Genomic DNA, 21,537 nt, shown 5'->3' with positions numbered 1-21,537 from the left:
CAAAAAACCCTTGCAAATCATGGTGGCAATCGATAAGATGAGGGTGACTGTAAAGAAATTGTCACATTTGTTTGTTTCTAAGTTTGTGCTTTTTTTCACAGGTTGGAACATATGACATAACAGGCAATTATTCCGATACGTCATTTTTTATTCACTTGGGCATCTTACTTGGTAACAGCCTACGTGAAATTTCGCACAATCTTCCTCTGGTTACCATTAACAATGAATGGAAGGGATACCGATGAGTGCACCCAAAATCCTCATTCTTGGAGCGGGATACGGCGGCTTGCTGACCACGTTGCAGCTGCAAAAAAAGCTGAACTACAACGAAGCGGAAATCACGCTGGTGAACAAGCACAACTATCACTACATCACGACCTGGCTGCATGAGCCTGCTGCTGGCACGGCTTCTGCCGACCATGCGCGGGTGAGTCTGGAAGGAATCTTGAACCAGGACAAAGTCCAGTTCATCAAAGGAACGGTTCAGGCGATCGATCCGCAGGAGCAACATGTCACACTCGATAGCGGCGAAGTGCTGACCTACGATTATCTCGTGATCGGATTGGGCAGCGAACCGGAGACGTTCGGCATCGAAGGATTGAAAGAGCATGCGTTCAGCATTCGCAGCATCAACGCTGTCCGCCATATTCGCGAACATATCGAGTACATGTTTTCCAAATACAAAAACGAGCCGCATCGTACAGACTACCTGACTTTCGTTGTCGGGGGAGCGGGCTTTACGGGAATCGAGTTTTGTGGAGAGCTGGGCGACCGTCTGCCAGAGCTGTGCCAGGAGTTTGACGTGGACCCGGAGCTGGTCAAAGTATATTGCATCGAAGCGGCTCCATCTGCTTTGCCGGGCTTTGATCCCGAGCTGGTGCAGTACGCCATGGATGTGCTGGAGCGCAAAGGCATCGAGTTCAAAATCGGCACGCCGATCAAGCAGTGCACACCAGACGGCGTCCTTTTGGCAACCGGGGAAGAAATCAAGTCGAAAACGGTTGTCTGGGCAGCAGGTGTGCGCGGCAACAGCATCGTCGAAAAAGCTGGCTTCGAAGTCATGCGCGGCCGCGTCAAGGTAGATGAATATTTGCGCGCGCCGGGCTATGAAAATGTGTTCGTTGTCGGAGATTGCGCCCTGATTTTCAACGCAGAAGGCCGTCCGTACCCTCCGACAGCGCAAATCGCGGTTCAGGAAGGCGAGACGCTCGGAGAAAACCTCGCCGCGCTGATTCGTGGCGAGCTACCACAGAAGTTTGTCCCTCATCTGCAAGGAACGCTGGCTTCTCTCGGAAAAGGCGAGGGAATCGGCCAGGTCGGTTCGAAAAAGCTGTTTGGCAGCACAGCGGCGATGATGAAAAAGGCAAGCGATCTGCGCTATCTGTACAAAATCGGCGGGGTCGGCCTCGCCTTGAAAAAGGTAAAGCTGTAAGCGATGCGCCACGCGAGTATTCAGGTCAGAGGGCTTATGACCCGCGACGAAATGGAGCGGTACAATGCCATGATGGAAGTGGGCGCCTTTTTGGAAGAGCAAGGGCGGCACGACCTGGCTTGGCATGTCCAGCGTGAAATCGATATTCTCATCCTGCCTGCCATCGATCGGCTGAAGGAAAAAGGCCGCGAGAGGGATCGGGAAAATCTGCGCTACATGATTGACAACGGACTTTTGGACGACGATGATGAGTAATAGCTACCCCCGGTGAGCGAAACGCCGGGGGTTTCGTGTACATACGGTCAGGAAGGACAAAGCGAAAGGAAGCGAGCGAATGCGGGAAGGGAAAGTGTGGCTTGGCGCCTGCGGAATCGTCATCCGCGGCGAGGAGGCGCTGGTCGTCAAAAAGGCGTACAGCGGGTTGAAAGGGCAGTGGTCGTTTCCGGCCGGATTCGTACAGCAGGGCGAGACGGTAGACGAGGCAGCCGTGCGCGAGGTTTTGGAGGAAACCGGGATTGAAGCAGTCGTGCGGCAAGTAGCGGGTATTCGTTCCGGGGTCATTCGCGGGTCGATCAGCGACAACATGGTTGTGTTCTGGATGGACTATGTAAGCGGCGAACCGCGCCCGCAGGAGGGGGAAATCGTCGAAGCCCGATTTTTGCCGATTCCTGAGCTGATGGAAGATCCGCTGTCTTCTACATACTTGAAAATCATCCTGCCAGACTACACCAAACGGGAAAAAGGGATGGAAGGGCAATCCTATGAGATTGATCCTGTCTTTCAGTACACTTCCTATAAAATCTTCAAGCAAAGCTGAGAATGAAATAGCTAAGCCGCGATGTTTCCGCTTACATCGCGGTTTTTTCTGTTATATCGGAGAAAAACTGTGTTGTGAAAAAAGGCAGTGATCTGATATAGTTAGATACATCAAAATAATCTGAAAATACATGCAATTAACGAAGGAGCATGTATGGAGAAAGGGGAGCTCATCATGAGACATAACCAAGAACAATGCCCGTACTGCAATGGTCAAGGGTATTTCCAGCTGCTCCTGGGTGGCACGGAAAATTGCCCGAACTGTGAGGGCGTAGGAAAAGACGCTCATCAGGAGTCCGCATCCGCAAACAAATAGCCGATACTTGCCGTTGCATAGAGCAAGAGCCGTCAGAGAGCTGGCGGCTCTTTTCGTCTGCGCTTCGCAAGGCTGCACGTATTGACCTGTATCTGCCATTTTTGCTACACTAAATAGCGAAAATAGCCCGTCCTCCCTTGATTTGCCAACCAGCCTTGGCAAAAGCCGGAGGCGATGGCAGGAGGTTTGGCGGTCGATGAGCTTATTGCAATTTATGGTTTCCATCGTTTTGTTCACCGTGCTCGGTTTTGGCATTGGGTTTATTTTAAACATGATTTTGAAAACGACGTGGCTTCCGGTTGTGATCGCGGTCGGCGTGGTCGTTGGCGCCCTCGTTTATCAAAAAATCGTTCCGGGTGTCTGGGACGCGATCATTCTCGGCTGTGGAATGGCAGGCACAGTGGGCAGCGGCTGGACGATTGCCACCCTGCGCAAAAAAGGATACCGGATGTTTTAACAGGCGGAAAACAGGTCTTGATTCAGGGGCCTGTTTTTCTTTTTTTCATCGTTTGCCAAAGCGGGAACATACAGAATGTTTCTGAAATCATCCAAAATTTGTGTATAGTTTCCTCCTCTTCGGGACATGACTAGAACCGAGAGGAGGTTTACCAAGAAATGAATGGGAAGCAGTTTGTAAGTATCCTCGCATTGTTCGTCCTCGTTTTGACGGCATTTGCAAGCGACGGATACGGCTACAACGTGGTAGGAGACCATAATCTTTCATCCACATTCGGAATCAAGGAAACCAAAGAGGGGCAACGGGTCGTAAAAAAACGGACAGTTTCGGCCAGCTCACTCACTCAAGTCATTGATAAAGCGGATGTATTCCTCGACCAATATCCGAAAGTTCGCGTCGTCGCAACCGGATACTATGCCGGGTTTGAATCGACCGGAAAGAACCCGTCTGATCCGTCCTACGGGATTACGTATTCGGGCGTAAAGGTTCGCCGGGACGATTACTCGACGATTGCAGCCGATCTGCGCATTTTTCCGCTGGGAACGGTCCTGTACATACCGGGCTACGGATACGGGGTTGTAGCGGACAAGGGCGGTGCCATTCGTGGTCACAAGATCGACCTGTACTTCGAGACCAAGCAGGATGTGTTCACCCAATGGGGCAAAAAATCACTCGATGTATATATCGTAAGACGCGGGGAAGGGAAGCTGACAGAAGCCTTTCTCAACAATCTGAACCAGAAGGGCATCGCGGCAATGGCTGAAGTGGCAAACTAGAGGTTTGCTGCGAGACAATGGAAGACAAAAAAACGTTCAAGGCGATGTGCTTTGAACGTTTTTTCATGCCGTGATTTATGTATGAATCAGCTTCACGAGCTGTTCCAGGCCATCGAGTATGCGCGGAGACGGGCGGCAATAAAGCCCTTCCTCCAGCAGGTGAACCTGGTCTTTTTGAATAGCTGTCATCTGGCTCCACTCTGGACGGCTCGTGATCGTTTCCCGCTTGATGCGCTTCAGTTCGATGCCGCACCAGACGACGCAAATATGATCAGGATCGCGCTCTTGCACCATCTCTCTGGTCGCTTTTACATTGGCGACAGGGAAGTCGGAGAATACGTTGACAGCACCGGCTATCTCGCTGACATCGGTCAGCCAGTTCGTTTGTCCGGGCGTATAGATCGGGTTCGGCCACCATTCCCAATACAGCTTGGGACGCTGCGTACAGGAAGCCGTCTGTTGTCGGATGCTTTCTATTCTTTCGTCAAAATGGGCGGCAAGCTGTTCCGCTTGCTTGTGAAAGCCTGTCGCCTCGCCGACCAGTCGGATGTCAGCGGCGATTTCGCCAATCCTTTGCGGGTTCAGCACGATATGCGAAAGCCCCAAGGCTTGCAATGCCTCCACATTTTTTTCCATTCCGGGAACGCTTAGCGAGGCGACGACCAGATCAGGCTGGAGTGCAGCCACCCGTTCCATGTCAATGGTCAGATCGGGACCGACGCGCGGCAGGTGCTGCCACTCCAAAGGCCAGTCGGAGTGATCGTCCAGCCCCACCACGTGCTCATGCAGACCTAAATAATAGAGGATTTCCGTATTGCTCGGACAGATGGACACGATGCGCATGTGATTCCCCCCTGTGGAAACATCCTAAAAAAACGGCTGCACCAGCAATGCAATCATGATGCCCAGCCATCCGCCAATCAGCACTTCAATCGGCTGGTGTCCGAGCAGTTCTTTCAGCTTTTTCGCCTTTTCCTGGTTCGGGCGAACTTTTAACGATTTCATCCCTTCCAACAGGTGGTTAAATTCGTCCACCAGCTTGTTGAGGACGACGGCTTGCATGCCGGCATGCCGGCGAACGCCCGCAGCGTCGAACATGACGATCACGCCAAGAATGGCGGAGATAGCAAACATGTTGCTGGAAAAACCTTCACGCAGTCCCACTGCGGTCGACAGAGCTGTCACGGCAGAAGAGTGGGAGCTGGGCATGCCGCCTGTGCTGAGCAACAGGGACCACTGCCATGTTTTCGTTGCGAAAAAATGGAGGGGAATTTTGATAAATTGGGCGATTCCTATGGCAAGCAGTGCAGCCCATAAGGGGAAGTTTTCAAAAATATCCGCCACGGAAAATCCATTCCTTTCTACTGTGCGCTTCTCTAGATTATTGTAACAGAAGGGCGTTGTCTTAATCCGTGAAGTTTTCATTTGGATTTTAAGCGCTGCCAATCTGTGGTACCATAAGGAAAGCTCCTGCTAGAGGGTCAGCCTGCAAGCCGCAGGCACTTCTTATCTAGGTAGCTTTTGCCATCAAGCAGGTGGAAAACGGAGGTGTGCATCCATGGGCTATCCCGTGCAGTATTTGCAGTTCATTGAAAAATTCAATGAAGGGGAGTTCTACGAATGCCACGATCTGCTGGAAGACATCTGGATGGAGGACAAGACCGACAAATTTTTGCAAGGCATGCTGCAATTGTCAGTCGGGTTGTACCATCTTGAATACGGCAACTTGAAAGGCGCTCGCTGGATGTTTGGCAATGCGCGGAAGTATTTGTCCCGCTACGGACCCGTGCATTGGGGGCTAGACGTAGAGGAAGTGCTTCGTTACATAGAGGACTGCGAGGCTGTGTTGCCGGATCGCGATGCGATTCCGTATGCAGAGGCGAAAGCCATGACGTTTCCATCCTTGCGCTTGCATGTAGACACATCGTGTTAAAACACAAATGTGCCCATAATTGTATCCTATCACAGCGAAAGAGGGAAGAGTATATGGAAGTAACCGTAGAAAAACGCTCACAGCTTGTGAGCTACGTATGTGATGAGCTGATCGTGCCGCTCTGGAAAGGGGAACAGCTTTCCGAGGTGTACCCGGAACTGGAAGAAGCTTTCGCAGGCAGCCTCAGCGGCTTGCAGCAGGAAGGCGAAATCACGGGCGAGGCGAAAGAGCTGACAGTCATTCATGGCTTGAACCGGATTGCCGCGAAAAAGCTGCTCATCGTCGGCATGGGCGATCCGGCCAAATTTGACTTTGTCGCTGCACGCAACGCATGGGGCCGGGCAGCCAAATCAGTCGTGTCCAAAGGAAACGCGAAAAACGTCGCAATCGATTTGCCGACAACCGGGCATTTGAGTGCCGAGCGTCTGTCCCAGGCAGTGACAGAGGCGTTCGGTCTGGCAGAATACAATTATGAAGGCTATCGTCAAAAAGCGAAGCGGGAATTTGCGCCAATCGCCACTGTGCGAATCTTGGCAGCGGACGATGCTGTAAGCGCTGTACAGGCTGGCGTGCTGCGGGGGAATGCGCTCGTTTCCGGTACGAATCTGGCGCGTACGCTCGTCAATGAGCCAGCCAACTACTTGACGCCGCGCGCTCTGAAGGACGCCGCTGTCGCTGTGGCAGAGCGTTACGGCATGACCGTGGAAGTTCTGGAAAAAGCCAAGCTGGAAGAGCTGGGCATGGGCGGAGTTCTCAGTGTCGCAAAAGGCAGCGAGCTGGAACCGTACGTCGTAGCCGTCAAATATCAGGGAAGAAAAACGTGGGATAACGTTATCGGCCTGGTTGGAAAGGGCGTTACTTTTGACACGGGCGGTATTTCCATCAAGCCGGTAGCGGGCATGGAAGACATGAAGTCGGATATGGGCGGCGCGGCTGCCATGATCGGCGCGCTGGAATCGCTGGGCCAAATGAAGCCGGAAGTAAACGTGCTCGCGGTCATTGGAACAGTGGAAAACATGCCGTCGGGCACAGCATTCCGTCCTGGCGACGTGATCACGACCATGAGCGGAAAAACGGTCGAGATCATCACGACAGATGCGGAAGGCCGCCTCGTTTTGGCCGATTGCATTACTTATGCAAAAGAGCAAGGAGTGTCGTGCATCGTAGACGCCGCCACGCTGACAGGCGGAATCGTCGTTGCGCTCGGACATTACTGCTCCGGGGCAATGACGAACGACAAGGCGCTCATGGATGAGCTTTTGCAAGCAGCGGATGTTGCTGGCGAACGCCTGTGGCAGCTCCCGACCTTCGAGGAGTACCGCAGCCTGAACAAGAGCCGCTTTGCCGACCTGAAAAACTCGGGCGGACGTTACGGCCACGGCATCATCGGCGGCGTTTTCCTCCAGGAGTTCGTCGGCGAGACACCATGGGTACACCTGGACATCGCTGGCACAGCGTACACGGCCACAACGGGCGACATGCAGCCAGCTGGCGGTACAGGCGTCATGACGCGCACGATTGCCGAATTTGTAGCAAGCCGCAGCCAATCCTAAACACGAAAAGGAGTGCATTGACATGAGCCAAAATCCTAGCAACGAAGTTCGCCGCCAAATGTTGGAGGATGCGAAGACGATCGCTGTAGTAGGACTGTCCAACAAACCGGATCGCACCAGTTACATGGTCGCACAGGCCATGCAAAATGTCGGCTACCGCATCATTCCGGTCAACCCGGTTATTGCCGGGGAAACGGTACTGGGCGAAAAAGTCGTTTCCAGCCTGGCAGAAATCGATCAGCCTGTGGACATCGTCAACGTTTTCCGCAAAAGCGAAGACATTTTGCCTGTCGCAGAAGACGCCCTGAAAATGCAACAGAAGCCGAAAGTGTTCTGGATGCAGCAAGGGATTGCCAATGAAGAGGCGGCGAACCAAGTTCGCGCCGAAGGCATCGAAGTCGTGCAAGATATGTGCATCAAGGTAGACCATGCGCTGCTGCGCGTTGGCAAGTAAGATTTTTTCTTTTTGCTTCTCTTTGGAAGGCGGGGATGACGTCAAATCGTCATGCGCCCTATGACCTGAGCTAACACTCGTGTTGCAACGGTTGGTACAACGGGATGCTACCTTGCGAAAAGGCAAAGGGCCTCCGCTCTCACATGGCGGGGGTCTTTTTGCAGCATGAGCAGGTTCGGTTCGGGCTGGTTTTCGGGGGAAACGCGCTGGAGGCTTACTTGGTATGTGGTACGGCGCTGGCCCACGCTTTGCAGGCGCTGCACTTTTGCCGTCATTTTTTCTTGCACGTTATCGCTTTCGCTGGATATGATAAGAAAAAGCAGGACAAGCGGACAAAGACAGCAAGGAGTGGGCCTATGTTTATCCATCCATCGACAGACACCAAGCGCGACCGTATCCCCCCGAACCAGAAGCAGACGACGGGTTTTCCCGTACTTCACTACGGAGATGTTCCAGAGTACACGGACCTGTCCACCGAGTGGAACTTCCGCCTGTTCGGCTTGGTCGAGGAAGAAGTCACACTGACGTACGAACAAATGATGGCGCTGCCGACAGGCGAAGTGACGAACGACATTCACTGCGTCACAGGCTGGAGCAAGCTGGACAACGAGTGGCAGGGCATCCCGGTAGAAGAAGTGCTGAAGCTCGTGAAAATAAAGCCGGAAGCCAAGTACGTCATGCTGCACGCCGAGCACGGCTGGACAGTGAACATGCCTTTGGCCGACTTCACGAAAGCAGGCAACCTGTTCGCCAACAAACACAACGGCGAGAACCTGACCCCCGAACACGGCTGGCCGCTGCGCTTCGTCATCCCGCACCTCTACTTCTGGAAAAGCGCGAAGTGGGTGCGCGGCATCGAGTTTATGGAGAAGGACAGGCAGGGATTTTGGGAGAAGAATGGATACAACATGTATGGAGATCCTTGGCTTCAACAACGTTACGCTTGGGATTAATTACCAATAAAAGGAGGCGAAAATTCGCCTCCTAATTTGTTTGAAATGATTTTATTTCACACGCTACACGCCGACCTGGACCGCCAACAGCTTCACCATATGTATCGACAACCATTTCAGAAAATAAGGTCTGAATGATTAGCTTTTTATGCTCAAGCTCTAGGTAGTACCAGTTATCTTTTATGTTGAGCGCCGCTTCCATGACTTCTTGTTGAGTAAGAGCTGTTGATTTTTTTTCTAATACTGGTTGAGCAAAGAGTTGAGACTTAATCGCTTCCTCTCGTGTAGATTCTTCTTGCATCCTCAATCTCAAGTCATCAATCGAAATAGCATCATTTGCAAATGCCATCTGCCACTTTTTTTTCCGTTTTTGAATCTCAGCAAGCTCATTTTCGAGGTGGCGTACATGCGACTCGGACATACGTCAAATCACTCACAACCGCCTCGAGTGGTTCATCTTTTGTAAACTTGCGGTTCAGTTCATTCTGGATTGGTGAATCGTTACACGGTGACTTATGCGGTTTATACTGGGAAACCGTATACACCGATACAAGACCATTCTTTTTCATCAAGCGTCCAATCCGCCGTCTGGAAACGATCCATCCTTCTTTTTGTAGGGTTGCCTTGATCTTTCTGGTTCCATACACGCGCTGATTCTCATCAAAAATATGGATGATTGCTTGCTCCACCTCATCATCGATAGATGGCTGCTGGCTACTTTCATAATAGTAGGTACTCCGATTCACCTTGAGGATGGTGCACATGGCAGACACGGGGTATTTATGTGCATTGTGCCGGATCACTGTTATTTTCGTCCGAAGATCAGCGCTGCTTGCTTTAAAATATCGTTCTCCATCTTCAACCGTTGATTTTCCTTACGCAACGCCATGAGTTCATTTTGTTCCTCTGTTCGGTTGTCCTTTTCTTTGAAGCAACCTGTGGTTCTACTCTGTTTGACCCAACGGTCAAACGCAGATGCACTCAGATCATATTCTCTCAAAATATCTGCACGTGGTTTGCCATTTTCATAAAGCTGAATCATCTGCTGTTTGAATTGATCTGTAAATGACCGACGCTCACGTTTCCCCATGACATTCTCTCCGTTCCATGTCGATTTGATTTCAATCTACTAGACCCTAAGAGAATTGTCCAATTCAGTGTAGCCGCTCCACCAAACGTAAAATACGTTGATCAGTATAAGGCAAGGCGATTCAAGAAAAGGCGCAAAAGGCAGGGCTTGGTATTTGGTCCGTAGAGAACTATGCCCAAGAAGATGGTTACCATCCGGATGTTATTAAGAAAAATGAGCCGGCATCTACCAAAGCACAAACAACTGTGTCCAAGCCGAAAGAAAACACTCAACCAGCCCCGGTCACTACACCGCAGCCAGTTCAGGAAGTGTACTATGCGAATTGTAGCGAAGCAAAGGCTGCAGGTGCTGCTCCTCTGTATAGGGGAGAGCCTGGTTATAGAGCAAAGTTAGATCGTGACAAAGACGGAGTTGCTTGTGAAAAGTAAGATTTAAGCCTTCTCATTTGAGAGGCATTCTATGGCGTATCAAAATCAATTGTCACTGGCGAGGTTCGCGAGTATGTTTACATTCAGAGACAGATTAAAGCAAGCGTCAAAATACGGAACTGGACAAAGAGTGGTATGATGCCATCACCAGTATTATTTTATTTCTGGTTAATAAATAACCCGTCCCCTCAAATAGGGACGGGTTATTGAAGTAACAATTATTATTCGGAAATCATAAGTACAATCTTTTTGAAAATTTCAGGGGCTTGCTTAATTTCGGATGCTTTAATTTTTCCAAGCAGGAATCCATAGCCCTCTACACCAGGGTATTCATCTGATTGCCTTAACTTCTCTTCCAATGAGCCTTCCTCATAGTAAAGATCCCACGAATCATCTTCTAATTCAATGGCGATGCCCACATGTTCTGTCCCGTTTTGATCGATTTCCAGATGGTAATGCCGTAAATCTCTATAAAAAACCTCATCAAACCTAACATTGATAATACTTAACTTTTCTCGTAACTGAGCAACAGATGAAGGTGTTAATTTTAATTTTAGTTTGATACCGATTTCTTCTTTTCTAAAAATACTTGATTCATTAAAAAGCTTTCTATCGTTACCTGTAACGTCTATAACAATTTTTTTAATATCATTATAGTTAGGATGATCCTCAAATAATAGATCACATCCATATCTAATATAGGATTGTTCACTAGACACTATAGGTCCTCCAGAATTTATTTTTAGATATTTTTAAACCAATGATTGCACAGGAATAGAAAATTAATTAAATTCTACCATGGAAAACTCGGTATGTCTTTACCGAACTCAACATCGACAATGTCTATATGTTCACTCATATCAGGTTGAACATGCATATGAATATTACCTACATACCCTTGTTTTGGTTTTTTAAGAACTTTCATGTCAACACGAAGAATTTGGACTCTATCATAAGACAGAATAAATAACGTATGGTTATCGTCGTTGAAACTGCTTTTTTTAGGGCCCTTCCATGATAATTTATCAACACCATATTCCTCAACTAGATCTTTTACAGCCCTTGTTACTTTATTTACAATTTTTTTTGTGACTTCTCTTTCAAAGTAAGTTATATAGCCGCGCATAGCAGAAAAAAATGCTAGTACTTTTACATGATCCATAAGAGGATTTTCACTTCTTAACGAAGCGCGCTGCTGACTATTAGAGGACGGTTTCCCATCATATATAGTTGGATCATCAAGAATCACTTCATCAGGTGATTCACTAATGTTGACCATCTGTGCCGAAGCTAATGAAGAATTAAAGACTCCGGTAAAAATGATACTTAAAACAAGAGTAAAGGTTAAAATTCGCTTCAAGTGTTTCATTAATTTAAATCTCTCCCAGTTATTATTTCTACCTATTCCTGTGCAAATAGTAGCTTGAAAGACAAGGGTAAATATAGGTATATATATTAAAAAATTCCATTTTGTTTAATTATACCCAACAAAATTTCATTTGCAATCAAAAAGTAAATTATTAATATTCAGAAATTAATCCGAATAAATACTCGATTTTTAATATGTTAAATAATACAAAGTGGCGATGTATGTTCTCATCTGGCCTTGATTCCACAGGAATCTAAGCGCATGCTGCTATCACCAGTATTTGTTGATTTCATTCTGACTGCTTAGAGCTGGTATACCAAGCTGCGATTCGGCTATGATTGTACTAAGAGGTGATAGTATGTGCGGACGTTTTACGCTAGTGACCAACCTTGAGTTATGGAATGCAAGGTTCCAAATATGTAGCCACGATACAATATCGCACCGGGTCAATTAATCCCAGCTATTATCTCTGATCAAGGTAAGCGTCGACTCGGACAGTTGAAATGGGGATTAGTTCCCTCGTGTGCACAGGATGAGAAGAACGAATTTAAAATGATCAACGCCCGCGCCGAGACGCTGACGGAGAAGCACGCCTTCCGGCGGCTGTATGAGCGGAAGCGGTGCATTGTTCCAGCCGATGGATTTTACGAATGGCAGCAGCGAGCAGGTGGCAAGCAACCGATGCGGATCATGATGAAGACGGAAGAACCGTTTGCGTTTGCGGGCCTGTATGATACATGGACCAATCCAGCAGGCAAGAAGCTACATAGCTGCACTATCATTACCACCAAGCCGAACGAGGTAGTCCGGGACATCCACGACTGCATGCCAGTGATACTTCGCCAGCAGGACGAGGCTCTGTGGCTGAATCGAGAGCACTACGACGCTGATCTCTTACAGTCGCTGCTTGTTCCATACGACCCTGCTCAGATGCGAGCATACCCGGTTCCTTCTATAGTAGGTAGTCCAAAAAAACGATGTGCCGGAGTGCATTCAAGAAATAGCTGACCCGTCCCCGTTTTGAGGAGACGGGTTTTTGATTATGTCAGTACCTATCCATATAATCTGACATGTAAACGAATCTGGCCCCGCCGCCAATCATGTACGTTTTCAGTCGTTCGCGAAATGTCCTGTCTGCAAGCGCCAATTCGACAACGAACGCCTGCGCGCTGCCGAGCGACCGATTCCGTTTTGCTCTCCCGTTGAAAATCGGATTCCGGAAGTCAAACCCGAACAGTGAAATATAGCACTCTCAAAACCCAATTAAAGCGTTCGAACAAATTTTTGATAGATTTAATCATAGTAATCACCTCCCTATAAATTGCGGAGGTCGGTAGAAGAAAACGAGTAAGTTTTTCGGGAGGTAAGAGGCATGAAGAAGTATAGATGGAAAATTTTTCGAAAAATCAGAACGTTAGGCTCGCTGATACCGCTTGCATATAGTGATCAGGAGTTCTTCGGTGCGGTTTGTTGGCGCTACCCCGATCTTACTTATGGTTTCATCGTTTTCTAATAAATTTCTTTTCATATCACAAGCAGCAAAGAGAAGCACACAAATGGTTAGTGACAGAAATGCTTCTGAAAGAGGCATTCTAGCACTTCACACGACTGGTACAAACGTAGTCCAAGCGATAAAAATAACCCCTGGATTATCCCCGGGGGCTGTTGATGGATTACATGACTGTTTGAGTAATAACATTTGATTCGCCTTCGTTCTTGCCACCTGTAATGACAACTTTAAATAGATAAGTTTTTCCAGCCTCTAGCTGAGCAGCACGTACAGTATGCTTGGGAATCCCATTAACGGAGGCGGATTTAATTCCTAATGGCAGGTAAGCATCCTCCCAAGTTTCTCCATTGTCCGTAGACTGTAAGACTTTTTCAGATGCGGCGTCCTGTGGGGCGGTGTAGTAAAAATCGACAAATCTTCCATGAGACACATGCCAACCAGACCCAGAAATGACGACATCATCAATTGGTTTTATATCGCTATTCTCGCCTTATTTCCTTCTCTAATCGAAGGCATTCGAACGAGCCTACACCGTGCGGGCGACTTTCATCGCACACGGCGTTCCATCAACAGATAAAAGAGAAATTTTACAACGGGCAACTTTAACATACGCCACGCCTTCAATGGTGTCTGCTAACGAAAGTTAACCCATTTGGTAGCGCTTCTAGAAATGAACCAAGTTAAATCAAGTATTACGTGTGAGAACTGGTTGTAGAAATAAGAAGATCGGTAGACAGATTTTGAACAGATTGGGGAGGGACGAGTAAGCATGACAATCGAACATATTGTGGTTCTAATGTTTAACACCCAAATCCCTAACCTTAGTTAGGCGAAAATCTTGATCCTTTTTGTTACTCTATCAACGCCCGTTGTAAAAAGTACATGTCGCATCCGCTGATGGCACGCCGTATGCGTTGAAAGACGCCTGTACGGTGTAGGCTCGTTATACAACCGAGAGATAGAGAAGGTTCAAGACGAGACTAGCAATCATGCGCCAAGAGTGAACACAAATGCTTTTATTGGCCAGCGTGAATACTTTCCTGCAAACATTCCCGGGATGTATATGGTGGTGGGAATTAACGAAAAGCCGGAAAAAAGCTGGCTTATTGATGATGATGAGGACAGCTTGACTTACACAGTTTCTTCTAGTAATTCCACTATTGTGGACGTAGCAATCGGTCAGGAGAGTTTTACTGATATTAATGGCCAACCGAATACAAGTACAAGGATTCTGGTTACAGCAAAGACGCCTGGTGTTGCAGTCATAACGCTTACCGCAAATGATGGGAAAGGGGGAAGCGGATCGGTATCGTTTGAGTTGGAAGTAATCAATCCAGTTTAAGTTAAGCCCCATCCAAAAGGTGGGGTTCTTTTTTTGCGGATTGCGGATGCATGAATAGAGTAAGCTCTTTCTGATAAACGCCTCATGAACCGCTAATCACCCAGCATTCGTTGTCAACAGCCATTGCAGAGCCGCTCTGTGCTGGCTGTTTTTTTGCTTTTTCGACGGTTGTATTGCCTGTGTGAGAGGTCCACTCCATTTTTACGCAAATTCTATGCATCCTCTTTGCACCGGGCTATAATTTTCACGATGGAAATTTTAGGAGGGAGCATCATGCCGCACAGCATATTGTTAATAGAAGACGATACCCAGATCGTGGAAATGTTGCGTAATTATTTGGTCAAAGAAGGCTACGACGTCTCGGAGGCGTTTAATGGTTTGGAGGGGATTTCTCTGTTTCGGCAAAAGGCTTTCGATATCGTCATTGTCGATGTGATGATGCCGAAACTGGACGGCATCGAGGTAATTAAGCTGATCCGCGAAAAAAGTTCGGTGCCGATTCTCATCATGTCGGCGAAGGACAGCGATGTCGACAAGGCGATCGGGCTTGGATTCGGGGCTGACGATTATATCGCGAAGCCGTTTTCGCTCATTGAAGTGACAGCCCGAATCAAAGCGGCGATTCGTCGTGCCACGACGTATTCGACTGCCGGACAAATCGCCACCGAAGCAACAGAACAGGCGTCTGGAGCGGCCAGAGTGCTGACATTTGACGTGCTGCGCATTGATCTGGACAATTTTTCAGTGGCGAAAAACGATGTTGACCTGAAACTGACGGCCAAAGAATTTGAAATCTTGAAGCTGTTCACCACAAATCCGAATCGCGTGTTCACGAAAGCGCAGCTGTACGGTTTTATTTGGAATGACGAATATTACGGCGACGAAAACGTCATTAACGTCCACATCCGAAGGTTGCGGGAAAAAATCGAAGACAACCCGTCCGAACCCAAGTATATCAAGACGCTGTGGGGCATCGGCTACAAGTGGGAAGGCAACTGACATGGTGATCGCGCTGGCTGTACTCGTTGTGATTTTGACTGTAGTGATTGCCATTCAATACCGTGCTTATCGAGCAAGAAGCTCCAACCTGGAGAAAATGCATAACAAATTAAACGAAATTATCGCGGGAGACACAAGCGAGAAGTTGCTCGTTTTTACGGACGATCGCGCCTTGATACCAGTCTTGATCGCAATCAATCATTTGTTGGAGCACAACCAGCACAGGACGGCGAATTTCTTGAAGATGGAGCAGTCGATGCGAAAAATGCTCTCGAACATTTCGCACGATTTGAAGACGCCGCTTACCGTTGTGCTTGGTTACATCGAAACGATCAATTTGGACCCGGATATGGACGCCGAAGAAAGAAAAGTTTTGTTGACCAAGGTGCACGCCAAGGCAAATGAGGTGCTGGAGCTGATCCGCCAGTTTTTTGATTTGGCCAGGCTGGAGTCGGGAGACAAGCCGATTTCCCTTTCCGGGATTCACATGAACGACGTTTGCGGAAAAAACATGCTGGCTTTTTACGACACGCTGACGGTCAAAGGCTTCGAAGTCGCTATCGACATTCCGGACAAGCCGCTGCTTGCATGGGGGAACGAGGAAGCGCTGGATCGTGTCCTGAACAATTTGATTGCCAATGCGATTCAGCATGGCGGGGAGGGAAGGGCCGTCGGACTAACATTGCGGGGCGACGACGAGTTCGTGTACGTGGACGTATGGGACCAGGGCAAAGGGATCGATGAGATGCATCAAGATCGGGTGTTCGAGCGCATGTACACGCTGGAAGACTCCCGCAACAAAGCGTATCAAGGCAGCGGTCTCGGACTGACGATTACGAAACGGCTTGTCGAAGCGCAGGGAGGAACGATTCGCATCCAGAGCAAGCCTTATGAAAAAACGATGTTTACCGTCAAGCTGAAACGAATCGCATTCACTGATTAAGGAATTTGTAAGAATCAGGTAAGGAATAAGCAAATTTCGATGCTTACAATAAAGCCTGTAAAGAACGAGGGAGGCATCGAACGATAACGCATATCGCAAGGACGAAGCAGTTGACCCGGGCTTATAAGGGCAAGGAAGTTGTTTCCAACGTCAATTTGAACATCAAGCAAGGCGAAATATACGGCATGCTCGGCCCAAATGGAGCAGGCAAAACAACCGTCATGAAAATGATCACCAACCTGGTGAAGCCGTCGGCGGGCGAAATCGAACTTTTCGGCGAAAGGCTGACCGATCATTCGTACCATTTGTTGGGACGGATGGGTACGATCATTGAAAACCCGATTTTTTACGAAAAACTGACGGCTCACGAAAACTTGGAGCTGCATGGTGAATACATGGGCTACCATAACAAAAAGTCGATCGACGAGGCGCTTGATCTGGTGAATTTGAACGGGATTGACAAGAAAGCGGTCAAGGAATTTTCGCTTGGGATGAAGCAACGACTTGGCATCGCGCGGGCGATCATGACGAAACCGGAGCTGCTTATCCTCGATGAGCCGATTAACGGCCTCGATCCGTTAGGCATCAAGGAGATTCGCGATCTGTTCAAAATGCTGTGCAAGCAGTACGGGATGACGCTTGTCATTTCAAGCCATATTCTTGGTGAAATCGAGCTGATCGCCGACACGATTGCAGTCATGAACGAGGGAAAGCTGCTGCAGGAGGTTTCGATGGAACAAATCGCCAGGCAAACGGCAGAATATGTTGAAATTACAACGAACGAAAGCAGTAAGGCGGCTTACATACTTGAGAACCATTTGCATATTTCTAACGTGCGCATCACCGACGAAGGCCAAGTCCGCATTTACGATAGCCGCATTCCACAAAGTGAGCTGATGAAGGTTTTGGTGCTGCACGATGTCGCGATCGAAGCGGTTCATAAGAAAAAAGGGTCACTTGAGGACTATTTCCTCTCTATCCTGGGTGGGGGTGGGGTAGTTGCTTAAACTGATGAAGCTCGAAATGCGCAAACTTCGCCTATGGTCTTATATACGGGGGGCGATCATTGCCAACGTCGTGATTCTGGGTTTTATTTGCTTGATCAGTCTTGACGCGGAAATGAAACAAGATATGTCTTTTAAAAGTTATGACATGGCGTTTTCCGTCATAGATACGTTTATTCGGGGAACGTTTATCGTTTTCGCGGCAGTGCTCATTTCACGGCTTGTCATTGACGAGTTCCGCAACAAATCGATCATGGTGCTATTCATGTACCCGATCAATCGCAAAAAGCTTATCGCCGCCAAGCTGCTTGTCGTCGTGCTGTTTACGCTGATTGCCGATATTGCGACAAACCTGTTTGTTGGCGCTGGATTTTATGTATTTAATTTGTTTATGCCCGTTGTTTCAGAGCCGCTCACGTTGCCTGTCGCAGCCAAAGGACTGCTGACGGTCGTCATGAGTGCGCTGGCGACCAGCTTTTTAAGCCTGATTCCGCTTTACTTCGGCATGCGCAAGAAATCAGGCGCGGCCACCATCGTGTCATCGATTTTCGTGGTGACGCTCGTTTGCCAGAACGTCAACGGCTTCACTTTATACTCCATCATAGCGGTGCCGATTGGCCTTGCACTACTCGGAGCGGCGGTCGCGTTTATGTCGATTCGCAATATCGAGCGTGTCGATGTGCTACAGTAGCGGACGGGAGGAGCAGATCGACGATGAAGCAAGTAGTAAAATGGACATTTTTGCTTTGTGTCGTTTCGTTGACCTTGCACGGGCTGCTGTACTGGGGAACGGGGGAACGGAAAGTGCTCATCAACACGTATGGCGCTGCCGGATTAGGCATCTTGTCCGCGTTCGGGTTATTGTTTTTGAGGAATAAGGGGTAAGAGCCGTAAGTATCGGGATAAACATAAGCGAAGGCTGTCTGATAGGGACATTTGAACCTCGGGACAGCCTTTGCGTTTGGTAAGAGTGAAGCCAGGCGCGATTCGGAACAGCAATAACGCCACATAATTCGGGGCAAAGATGGCGATGATTAAGGCAAACGAGCTTACAAGCAGTCCTGCTTGCGAAGGGCTGATTTGATAGTGCTCGGAAATCTGCGGTAAAATACCGACTACGCCAAGCTTGGTGTTTATCATTCTGAATATTCATAAAAATGTTAGGAAAACACGGTATGGCTTGCTCATACAAGCAACCTCCTTTCCGTTAGTGTCGAATCCCCTTGGCCCTTTAGCTCGGCAATTTCAAGCATTGTGCTGATTGGCATGCCATATACAAAGTATATTCTTTCGAGTTCACTTGAAAGCAAGCCGTTTTGTTAAAGCTCGTCCTGTTTTGGCATTTTTAGTTTCATGCAGCCCATTCTACTCACGATGGGTTTTCCTTTTTTCTATTTTACGGTGAAGCGAACTTGGGAAAGTTCCGATACAGATAAAAGAAAACGAATGGTACAATATGTATTTTTTTCTTTATTTAGGATTTTAAATAGGATTCCATAGAGAAAAGGTGATACGGGTTATGGGACATATGGATGAAAAGATACTGGCGGTATTGAATGAAGCGGAAAAAGCGAGTGTGCCTCTTGTGATTTGCGATGGACCCGTCAGAGTGGGAAGCCGCTTCTACGAGTTTGAGCAGCAGGCATTTTGGGACAACAAGGTCTGCTTGCCTATCCCCAAAGATTTTGTGGACATGCCTGAGCACTTGCGTTCGCTCAAATATCCGTACCAGCAGCGCCCGCAGATTATTAAAAGTGATGAGAGTGGCAGCATCAACTTCACGTTGAGTCGGATTGACCAAGACTTGCAGGACCAGTGGGTCAAGCAACTGACGGCAGGAATGAAAGCGGCAATCAAAAAGGCCAATCCGGCAAATGTTTTCTATACAGACGGGGTAGAAACCGTGGGCGAAAAGCAAATTGGCTACTTCGAGTTTAAAAGCCCGGCACTGGATGGCTTCCTGTATCACCTCATGTTTTTTCTGGCGCTGGAAGGAAAAATGGTCATGGGCACGTTTGCTTGTCCTTACGCCGAGTATGAAGACTGGCGGGAAATTGCTTTTCAAGTCATGAGGACAGTAAGCGTCACAGAAGCGGATAAGGGAGAAGAGCAAGGATGAGCCAAACCGTCTTTACGTATGCCGACCTTTTCGTATCGCCCTACCAATTCGAAAAAATGACACAATTGCACCTGAGCAGACAACTAAACGAACATAGCAAACTCACCCTCAGTGGAATCGTGCCTGAGGAAAAGCTCGACCAGTACGTCGAACAGGCGGATGAGAACGAAAGAATAGAGCTGTATGTTCAGGATGGAGCGAGGAAACGCGTTTTGTTTCAAGGTGTCGTTACCAAATTGTCTGTCCAATCTGTAAGAGACGTAAGGCACATCGTCATTGAGGCCTACAGCACAACGATCCAGATGGACATTGCCAAGAAAACTCGTTCTTTCCAAAATAAACGACTTGCTTATCGCGACCTGTTTGCCAAAATTACCGCACAGTATCCTGGGGCCGATGTGGTCGATGAAGCATCAGGCGGAAAGCAGATCGGGGGCTTGCTAGTTCAGTACAAGGAAACCGATTGGGAGTTTGCCAAGCGGTTGGCTTCCCACTTCCAAGCGCCACTTGTGCCAGTTTGCACACAAAAGGGACTCAGATATTTTGTCGGAATCCCTGACTCGGGCGAACCGCAAAAACTGGAAGAATACAATTACACGATCAAAAAGAATTTGCAGGAATACAAACGAAAAGCAGAAAACGACAAGCAGGATTTTACGGAGCAGAATACGATCAGCTATGAGGTCACCAGCAACAAAATATTGGATTTGTGCAGCACCGTTACTTTTCAGCGGCGCACGCTTTACGTATACAGCGCTGAAACCAGGATGGAGCACGGAATCCTGGTCAACCAATACGTGTTGCGCGATCAGAAAGGATTGCTGAGCTGGCCTGAATTGTCTTTGGCTGAACTGGCTGGCTCCTCTTTATTTGGCAAGGTCTTGGATGTGGCCAAAGATTCGGTAAAAGTACATCTGTCTATCGATCAAAAACAAACTGTTGAAGAAGCAATCTGGTTCCCGTATTCCACGGTGTACTCTTCCCCCGACGGCAGCGGCTGGTATTGCATGCCGGAAATCGGTGATGAAGTGAGGCTGTATTTTCCAGATGCAAAAGAGCAGCATGCTTTTGCCGCAAGCTCTGTCGACCTGCTCTCGTCTGATCCGCAAAAGCGCAGCGATCCTTCCATCAAAAGCATCAGCACGAAATACGGCAAGCAAATCATTTTCCGGCCAGGAGCAATCGAGATTATTGGCAGCGGCAAGCTGTTGATGCGGCTGACAGACGATGGCGGCATCGAGATCAACAGCGACAAGAAAATCACGCTCACAGCCAAGGAAGATATTGAAATCACAGGGGGAGAAAAGGTGCTCATTCATGGAGAAGCGGGCATAGATATGAAGCAGGCAGATGCTACCCTGAGCATCGTAGACGACGTGACTTTAAGCGGAGCGAAGGTAAATATCAAGTGAGCAAGCTGATGGACAAACAGGCGGCCATGCACGATTTTTGGCAAAAGCATGTGTTGGATCGGTGGCAGTACGATCTGATCGAGATTGACCAGCGGTACAGCGAGCAAAAAGCAGGCATCGAGAACGGCTTTTGCCAAGCTTTCGATGCGCTGTGCACACAGGCAGCCAGACAGCAGGAACAGGGGAGCAAAGGAGAGATTCACACCATTTTCTTTTCCTTTTTGCGGACAAGCATCATGGAGAACAGTGCAGCATACCGCCTGGATGCGCATGATGAAAACTGGTTTTTGGACAGGACAGAATGCACGGTGGCGTGGGAAGCGGACTTCATCTTCGCCCCTTTGTTTCGGCGGATGACGGAGCTGGAGCAGGTCAAGTCCGCCTACGCAAGAAAGATCACATCGATGGATATCGAGCGGATCAAGCAAAGCGAAGCCATCAAGTATCACTTGCTGGCGGTGGAATTTATGAAGAGCATGGTGCCGATGCTGCTGGAGTGTCCAGGCTACCGTCAGATGGGCAAATCTTTGAAAATCTGCCTGCTGGCCGGGGAATATCGGGATCAATGCGAAGTCCTGTACGCTCATCCTGATCCGGCGGACAAGGAAACCAATGGAGCGGGAGCATAATC

General features: G+C 48.5%; 26 protein-coding genes and 2 pseudogenes. 21 read left to right on the top strand and 7 right to left on the bottom strand.

What is annotated here, in order from left to right:
• Positions 1-241: 241 nt before the first annotated feature.
• The 6 genes from HP435_RS23110 to HP435_RS23085 all read left to right on the top strand — a co-directional run bounded on the left by HP435_RS23110 (position 242) and on the right by HP435_RS23085 (position 3,797).
• A complete protein-coding gene (locus tag HP435_RS23110) occupies positions 242-1,432 on the top strand; it encodes an NAD(P)/FAD-dependent oxidoreductase (protein ID WP_173597513.1) in 1,191 nt (396 codons plus the stop codon).
• Positions 1,433-1,435: 3 nt separating this feature from the next.
• The gene (locus tag HP435_RS23105; RefSeq protein WP_122964538.1) at positions 1,436-1,687 is read left to right on the top strand and encodes a hypothetical protein; all 252 of its coding nucleotides are present in this window, start codon (positions 1,436-1,438) and stop codon (positions 1,685-1,687) included.
• A 79-nt stretch (positions 1,688-1,766) separates the two neighbouring features.
• Positions 1,767-2,249: an NUDIX domain-containing protein gene (locus HP435_RS23100; RefSeq protein WP_173597514.1), complete on the top strand. Its 483-nt coding sequence runs from the start codon at positions 1,767-1,769 to the stop codon at positions 2,247-2,249.
• A gap of 153 nt (positions 2,250-2,402) precedes the next feature.
• Positions 2,403-2,564: a YuiA family protein gene (locus HP435_RS23095; protein ID WP_167470299.1), complete on the top strand. Its 162-nt coding sequence runs from the start codon at positions 2,403-2,405 to the stop codon at positions 2,562-2,564.
• Positions 2,565-2,760: 196 nt separating this feature from the next.
• Positions 2,761-3,021 carry a YuiB family protein gene (locus HP435_RS23090; protein ID WP_063227416.1) on the top strand — a complete coding sequence of 87 codons (261 nt, stop codon included), beginning with the start codon at positions 2,761-2,763 and terminating at the stop codon, positions 3,019-3,021.
• A 158-nt stretch (positions 3,022-3,179) separates the two neighbouring features.
• The gene (locus HP435_RS23085; RefSeq protein ID WP_122964540.1) at positions 3,180-3,797 is read left to right on the top strand and encodes a 3D domain-containing protein; all 618 of its coding nucleotides are present in this window, start codon (positions 3,180-3,182) and stop codon (positions 3,795-3,797) included.
• Between the two features lie 75 nt (positions 3,798-3,872).
• Here HP435_RS23085 and HP435_RS23080 read toward each other — a convergent pair whose 3' ends face one another.
• Both HP435_RS23080 and HP435_RS23075 read right to left on the bottom strand, forming a co-directional pair.
• Positions 3,873-4,640 carry a cobalamin-binding protein gene (locus HP435_RS23080; protein WP_122964541.1) on the bottom strand — a complete coding sequence of 256 codons (768 nt, stop codon included), beginning with the start codon at positions 4,638-4,640 and terminating at the stop codon, positions 3,873-3,875.
• 24 nt (positions 4,641-4,664) lie between these two features.
• Positions 4,665-5,141, bottom strand: a complete 477-nt coding sequence (locus HP435_RS23075; RefSeq protein ID WP_063227419.1) for a divergent PAP2 family protein — start codon at positions 5,139-5,141, stop codon at positions 4,665-4,667.
• A 214-nt stretch (positions 5,142-5,355) separates the two neighbouring features.
• On the opposite strand from HP435_RS23075, the gene HP435_RS23070 reads away from it, so the two are divergent.
• The 4 genes from HP435_RS23070 to HP435_RS23055 all read left to right on the top strand — a co-directional run bounded on the left by HP435_RS23070 (position 5,356) and on the right by HP435_RS23055 (position 8,690).
• Positions 5,356-5,730, top strand: a complete 375-nt coding sequence (locus tag HP435_RS23070) for a DUF309 domain-containing protein (protein ID WP_122964542.1) — start codon at positions 5,356-5,358, stop codon at positions 5,728-5,730.
• Between the two features lie 53 nt (positions 5,731-5,783).
• Positions 5,784-7,283 (top strand): leucyl aminopeptidase, encoded by a 1,500-nt coding sequence (locus HP435_RS23065; protein ID WP_122964543.1) that lies wholly within the window; start codon positions 5,784-5,786, stop codon positions 7,281-7,283.
• Between the two features lie 22 nt (positions 7,284-7,305).
• Entirely contained in the window at positions 7,306-7,737 is a 432-nt protein-coding gene (locus tag HP435_RS23060; RefSeq protein ID WP_173597515.1) for a CoA-binding protein, read from the top strand.
• 356 nt (positions 7,738-8,093) lie between these two features.
• On the top strand, positions 8,094-8,690 hold the full coding sequence (locus HP435_RS23055; RefSeq protein WP_173599614.1) for a sulfite oxidase-like oxidoreductase: 597 nt from the start codon (positions 8,094-8,096) through the stop codon (positions 8,688-8,690).
• Between the two features lie 31 nt (positions 8,691-8,721).
• Here the strand turns inward: HP435_RS23055 and HP435_RS23050 are convergent, their stop codons facing one another.
• The 3 genes and pseudogenes from HP435_RS23050 to HP435_RS23045 form a co-directional block, all read right to left on the bottom strand.
• A complete protein-coding gene (locus HP435_RS23050; protein ID WP_217022252.1) occupies positions 8,722-9,111 on the bottom strand; it encodes a hypothetical protein in 390 nt (129 codons plus the stop codon).
• A complete protein-coding gene (locus HP435_RS29310) occupies positions 9,077-9,379 on the bottom strand; it encodes an IS3 family transposase (RefSeq protein WP_370641108.1) in 303 nt (100 codons plus the stop codon). Before HP435_RS29310 ends, HP435_RS23050 begins: the two co-directional genes overlap by 35 nt.
• Positions 9,380-9,405: 26 nt before the next feature.
• A pseudogene (locus HP435_RS23045) lies at positions 9,406-9,780 on the bottom strand (transposase); the annotation flags it as partial.
• 308 nt (positions 9,781-10,088) lie between these two features.
• Here HP435_RS23045 and HP435_RS23040 point away from each other — a divergent pair.
• Positions 10,089-10,208, top strand: a pseudogene (locus HP435_RS23040) (excalibur calcium-binding domain-containing protein); the annotation flags it as partial.
• Positions 10,209-10,429: 221 nt separating this feature from the next.
• On the opposite strand, the gene HP435_RS23035 reads toward HP435_RS23040, so the two are convergent.
• Together HP435_RS23035 and HP435_RS23030 are read right to left on the bottom strand one after the other, a co-directional pair.
• A complete protein-coding gene (locus tag HP435_RS23035; protein WP_122964560.1) occupies positions 10,430-10,927 on the bottom strand; it encodes a hypothetical protein in 498 nt (165 codons plus the stop codon).
• Between the two features lie 74 nt (positions 10,928-11,001).
• Positions 11,002-11,577: a YpjP family protein gene (locus tag HP435_RS23030; RefSeq protein WP_122964561.1), complete on the bottom strand. Its 576-nt coding sequence runs from the start codon at positions 11,575-11,577 to the stop codon at positions 11,002-11,004.
• A 435-nt stretch (positions 11,578-12,012) separates the two neighbouring features.
• Here HP435_RS23030 and HP435_RS23025 point away from each other — a divergent pair, with 435 nt between their 5' ends.
• The 10 genes from HP435_RS23025 (at position 12,013) to HP435_RS22980 (ending at position 21,535) form a co-directional block, all read left to right on the top strand.
• Complete coding sequence (locus HP435_RS23025; RefSeq protein WP_328140744.1) at positions 12,013-12,585, top strand: SOS response-associated peptidase; 573 nt, start codon at positions 12,013-12,015, stop codon at positions 12,583-12,585.
• A 1,571-nt stretch (positions 12,586-14,156) separates the two neighbouring features.
• The gene (locus HP435_RS23020; RefSeq protein ID WP_173600146.1) at positions 14,157-14,429 is read left to right on the top strand and encodes a hypothetical protein; all 273 of its coding nucleotides are present in this window, start codon (positions 14,157-14,159) and stop codon (positions 14,427-14,429) included.
• A gap of 273 nt (positions 14,430-14,702) precedes the next feature.
• Positions 14,703-15,428: a response regulator transcription factor gene (locus HP435_RS23015; RefSeq protein WP_122964563.1), complete on the top strand. Its 726-nt coding sequence runs from the start codon at positions 14,703-14,705 to the stop codon at positions 15,426-15,428.
• Position 15,429: 1 nt separating this feature from the next.
• On the top strand, positions 15,430-16,371 hold the full coding sequence (locus tag HP435_RS23010; RefSeq protein ID WP_173600145.1) for a sensor histidine kinase: 942 nt from the start codon (positions 15,430-15,432) through the stop codon (positions 16,369-16,371).
• 83 nt (positions 16,372-16,454) lie between these two features.
• Positions 16,455-17,378, top strand: coding sequence for an ATP-binding cassette domain-containing protein (locus tag HP435_RS23005; protein WP_173600147.1), 924 nt, complete (start codon positions 16,455-16,457; stop codon positions 17,376-17,378).
• Entirely contained in the window at positions 17,371-18,066 is a 696-nt protein-coding gene (locus HP435_RS23000) for an ABC transporter permease (RefSeq protein WP_229049742.1), read from the top strand. Before HP435_RS23005 ends, HP435_RS23000 begins: the two co-directional genes overlap by 8 nt.
• A 23-nt stretch (positions 18,067-18,089) precedes the next feature.
• The gene (locus tag HP435_RS22995) at positions 18,090-18,260 is read left to right on the top strand and encodes a hypothetical protein (RefSeq protein WP_173600144.1); all 171 of its coding nucleotides are present in this window, start codon (positions 18,090-18,092) and stop codon (positions 18,258-18,260) included.
• Positions 18,261-18,894: 634 nt separating this feature from the next.
• Positions 18,895-19,494 (top strand): hypothetical protein, encoded by a 600-nt coding sequence (locus tag HP435_RS22990; protein ID WP_122964566.1) that lies wholly within the window; start codon positions 18,895-18,897, stop codon positions 19,492-19,494.
• The gene (locus tag HP435_RS22985) at positions 19,491-20,906 is read left to right on the top strand and encodes a phage baseplate assembly protein V (protein ID WP_122964567.1); all 1,416 of its coding nucleotides are present in this window, start codon (positions 19,491-19,493) and stop codon (positions 20,904-20,906) included. The genes HP435_RS22990 and HP435_RS22985 overlap by 4 nt, the downstream gene beginning before the upstream one ends.
• Entirely contained in the window at positions 20,903-21,535 is a 633-nt protein-coding gene (locus HP435_RS22980) for a hypothetical protein (protein ID WP_122964568.1), read from the top strand. The genes HP435_RS22985 and HP435_RS22980 overlap by 4 nt, the downstream gene beginning before the upstream one ends.
• Positions 21,536-21,537 lie beyond the last annotated feature (2 nt).

This window comes from Brevibacillus sp. HD3.3A (assembly GCF_013284375.2).
In the GTDB taxonomy this organism is placed as follows: Bacteria; Bacillota; Bacilli; order Brevibacillales; family Brevibacillaceae; genus Brevibacillus; species Brevibacillus parabrevis.
Note: the sequence above shows the minus strand (reverse complement) of the source record. Positions and strands in the feature narration are given on the sequence as shown.

What these genes read in the sequence shown, in the direction of transcription:
- HP435_RS23090 (WP_063227416.1), top strand. Translation starts at nt 2,761, where the DNA reads ATGAGCTTATTGCAATTTATGGTTTCCATCGTTTTGTTCACCGTGCTC.
- HP435_RS23070 (WP_122964542.1), top strand. Translation starts at nt 5,356, where the DNA reads ATGGGCTATCCCGTGCAGTATTTGCAGTTCATTGAAAAATTCAATGAA.
- HP435_RS22995 (WP_173600144.1), top strand. Translation starts at nt 18,090, where the DNA reads ATGAAGCAAGTAGTAAAATGGACATTTTTGCTTTGTGTCGTTTCGTTG.
- HP435_RS23100 (WP_173597514.1), top strand. Translation starts at nt 1,767, where the DNA reads ATGCGGGAAGGGAAAGTGTGGCTTGGCGCCTGCGGAATCGTCATCCGC.
- HP435_RS23080 (WP_122964541.1), bottom strand. Translation starts at nt 4,640, where the DNA reads ATGCGCATCGTGTCCATCTGTCCGAGCAATACGGAAATCCTCTATTAT.
- HP435_RS23110 (WP_173597513.1), top strand. Translation starts at nt 242, where the DNA reads ATGAGTGCACCCAAAATCCTCATTCTTGGAGCGGGATACGGCGGCTTG.
- HP435_RS23010 (WP_173600145.1), top strand. Translation starts at nt 15,430, where the DNA reads ATGGTGATCGCGCTGGCTGTACTCGTTGTGATTTTGACTGTAGTGATT.
- HP435_RS23050 (WP_217022252.1), bottom strand. Translation starts at nt 9,111, where the DNA reads ATGTCCGAGTCGCATGTACGCCACCTCGAAAATGAGCTTGCTGAGATT.
- HP435_RS23105 (WP_122964538.1), top strand. Translation starts at nt 1,436, where the DNA reads ATGCGCCACGCGAGTATTCAGGTCAGAGGGCTTATGACCCGCGACGAA.
- HP435_RS22985 (WP_122964567.1), top strand. Translation starts at nt 19,491, where the DNA reads ATGAGCCAAACCGTCTTTACGTATGCCGACCTTTTCGTATCGCCCTAC.
- HP435_RS23065 (WP_122964543.1), top strand. Translation starts at nt 5,784, where the DNA reads ATGGAAGTAACCGTAGAAAAACGCTCACAGCTTGTGAGCTACGTATGT.
- HP435_RS23060 (WP_173597515.1), top strand. Translation starts at nt 7,306, where the DNA reads ATGAGCCAAAATCCTAGCAACGAAGTTCGCCGCCAAATGTTGGAGGAT.
- HP435_RS23095 (WP_167470299.1), top strand. Translation starts at nt 2,403, where the DNA reads ATGGAGAAAGGGGAGCTCATCATGAGACATAACCAAGAACAATGCCCG.
- HP435_RS23085 (WP_122964540.1), top strand. Translation starts at nt 3,180, where the DNA reads ATGAATGGGAAGCAGTTTGTAAGTATCCTCGCATTGTTCGTCCTCGTT.
- HP435_RS22990 (WP_122964566.1), top strand. Translation starts at nt 18,895, where the DNA reads ATGGGACATATGGATGAAAAGATACTGGCGGTATTGAATGAAGCGGAA.
- HP435_RS23015 (WP_122964563.1), top strand. Translation starts at nt 14,703, where the DNA reads ATGCCGCACAGCATATTGTTAATAGAAGACGATACCCAGATCGTGGAA.
- HP435_RS23055 (WP_173599614.1), top strand. Translation starts at nt 8,094, where the DNA reads ATGTTTATCCATCCATCGACAGACACCAAGCGCGACCGTATCCCCCCG.
- HP435_RS23030 (WP_122964561.1), bottom strand. Translation starts at nt 11,577, where the DNA reads ATGAAACACTTGAAGCGAATTTTAACCTTTACTCTTGTTTTAAGTATC.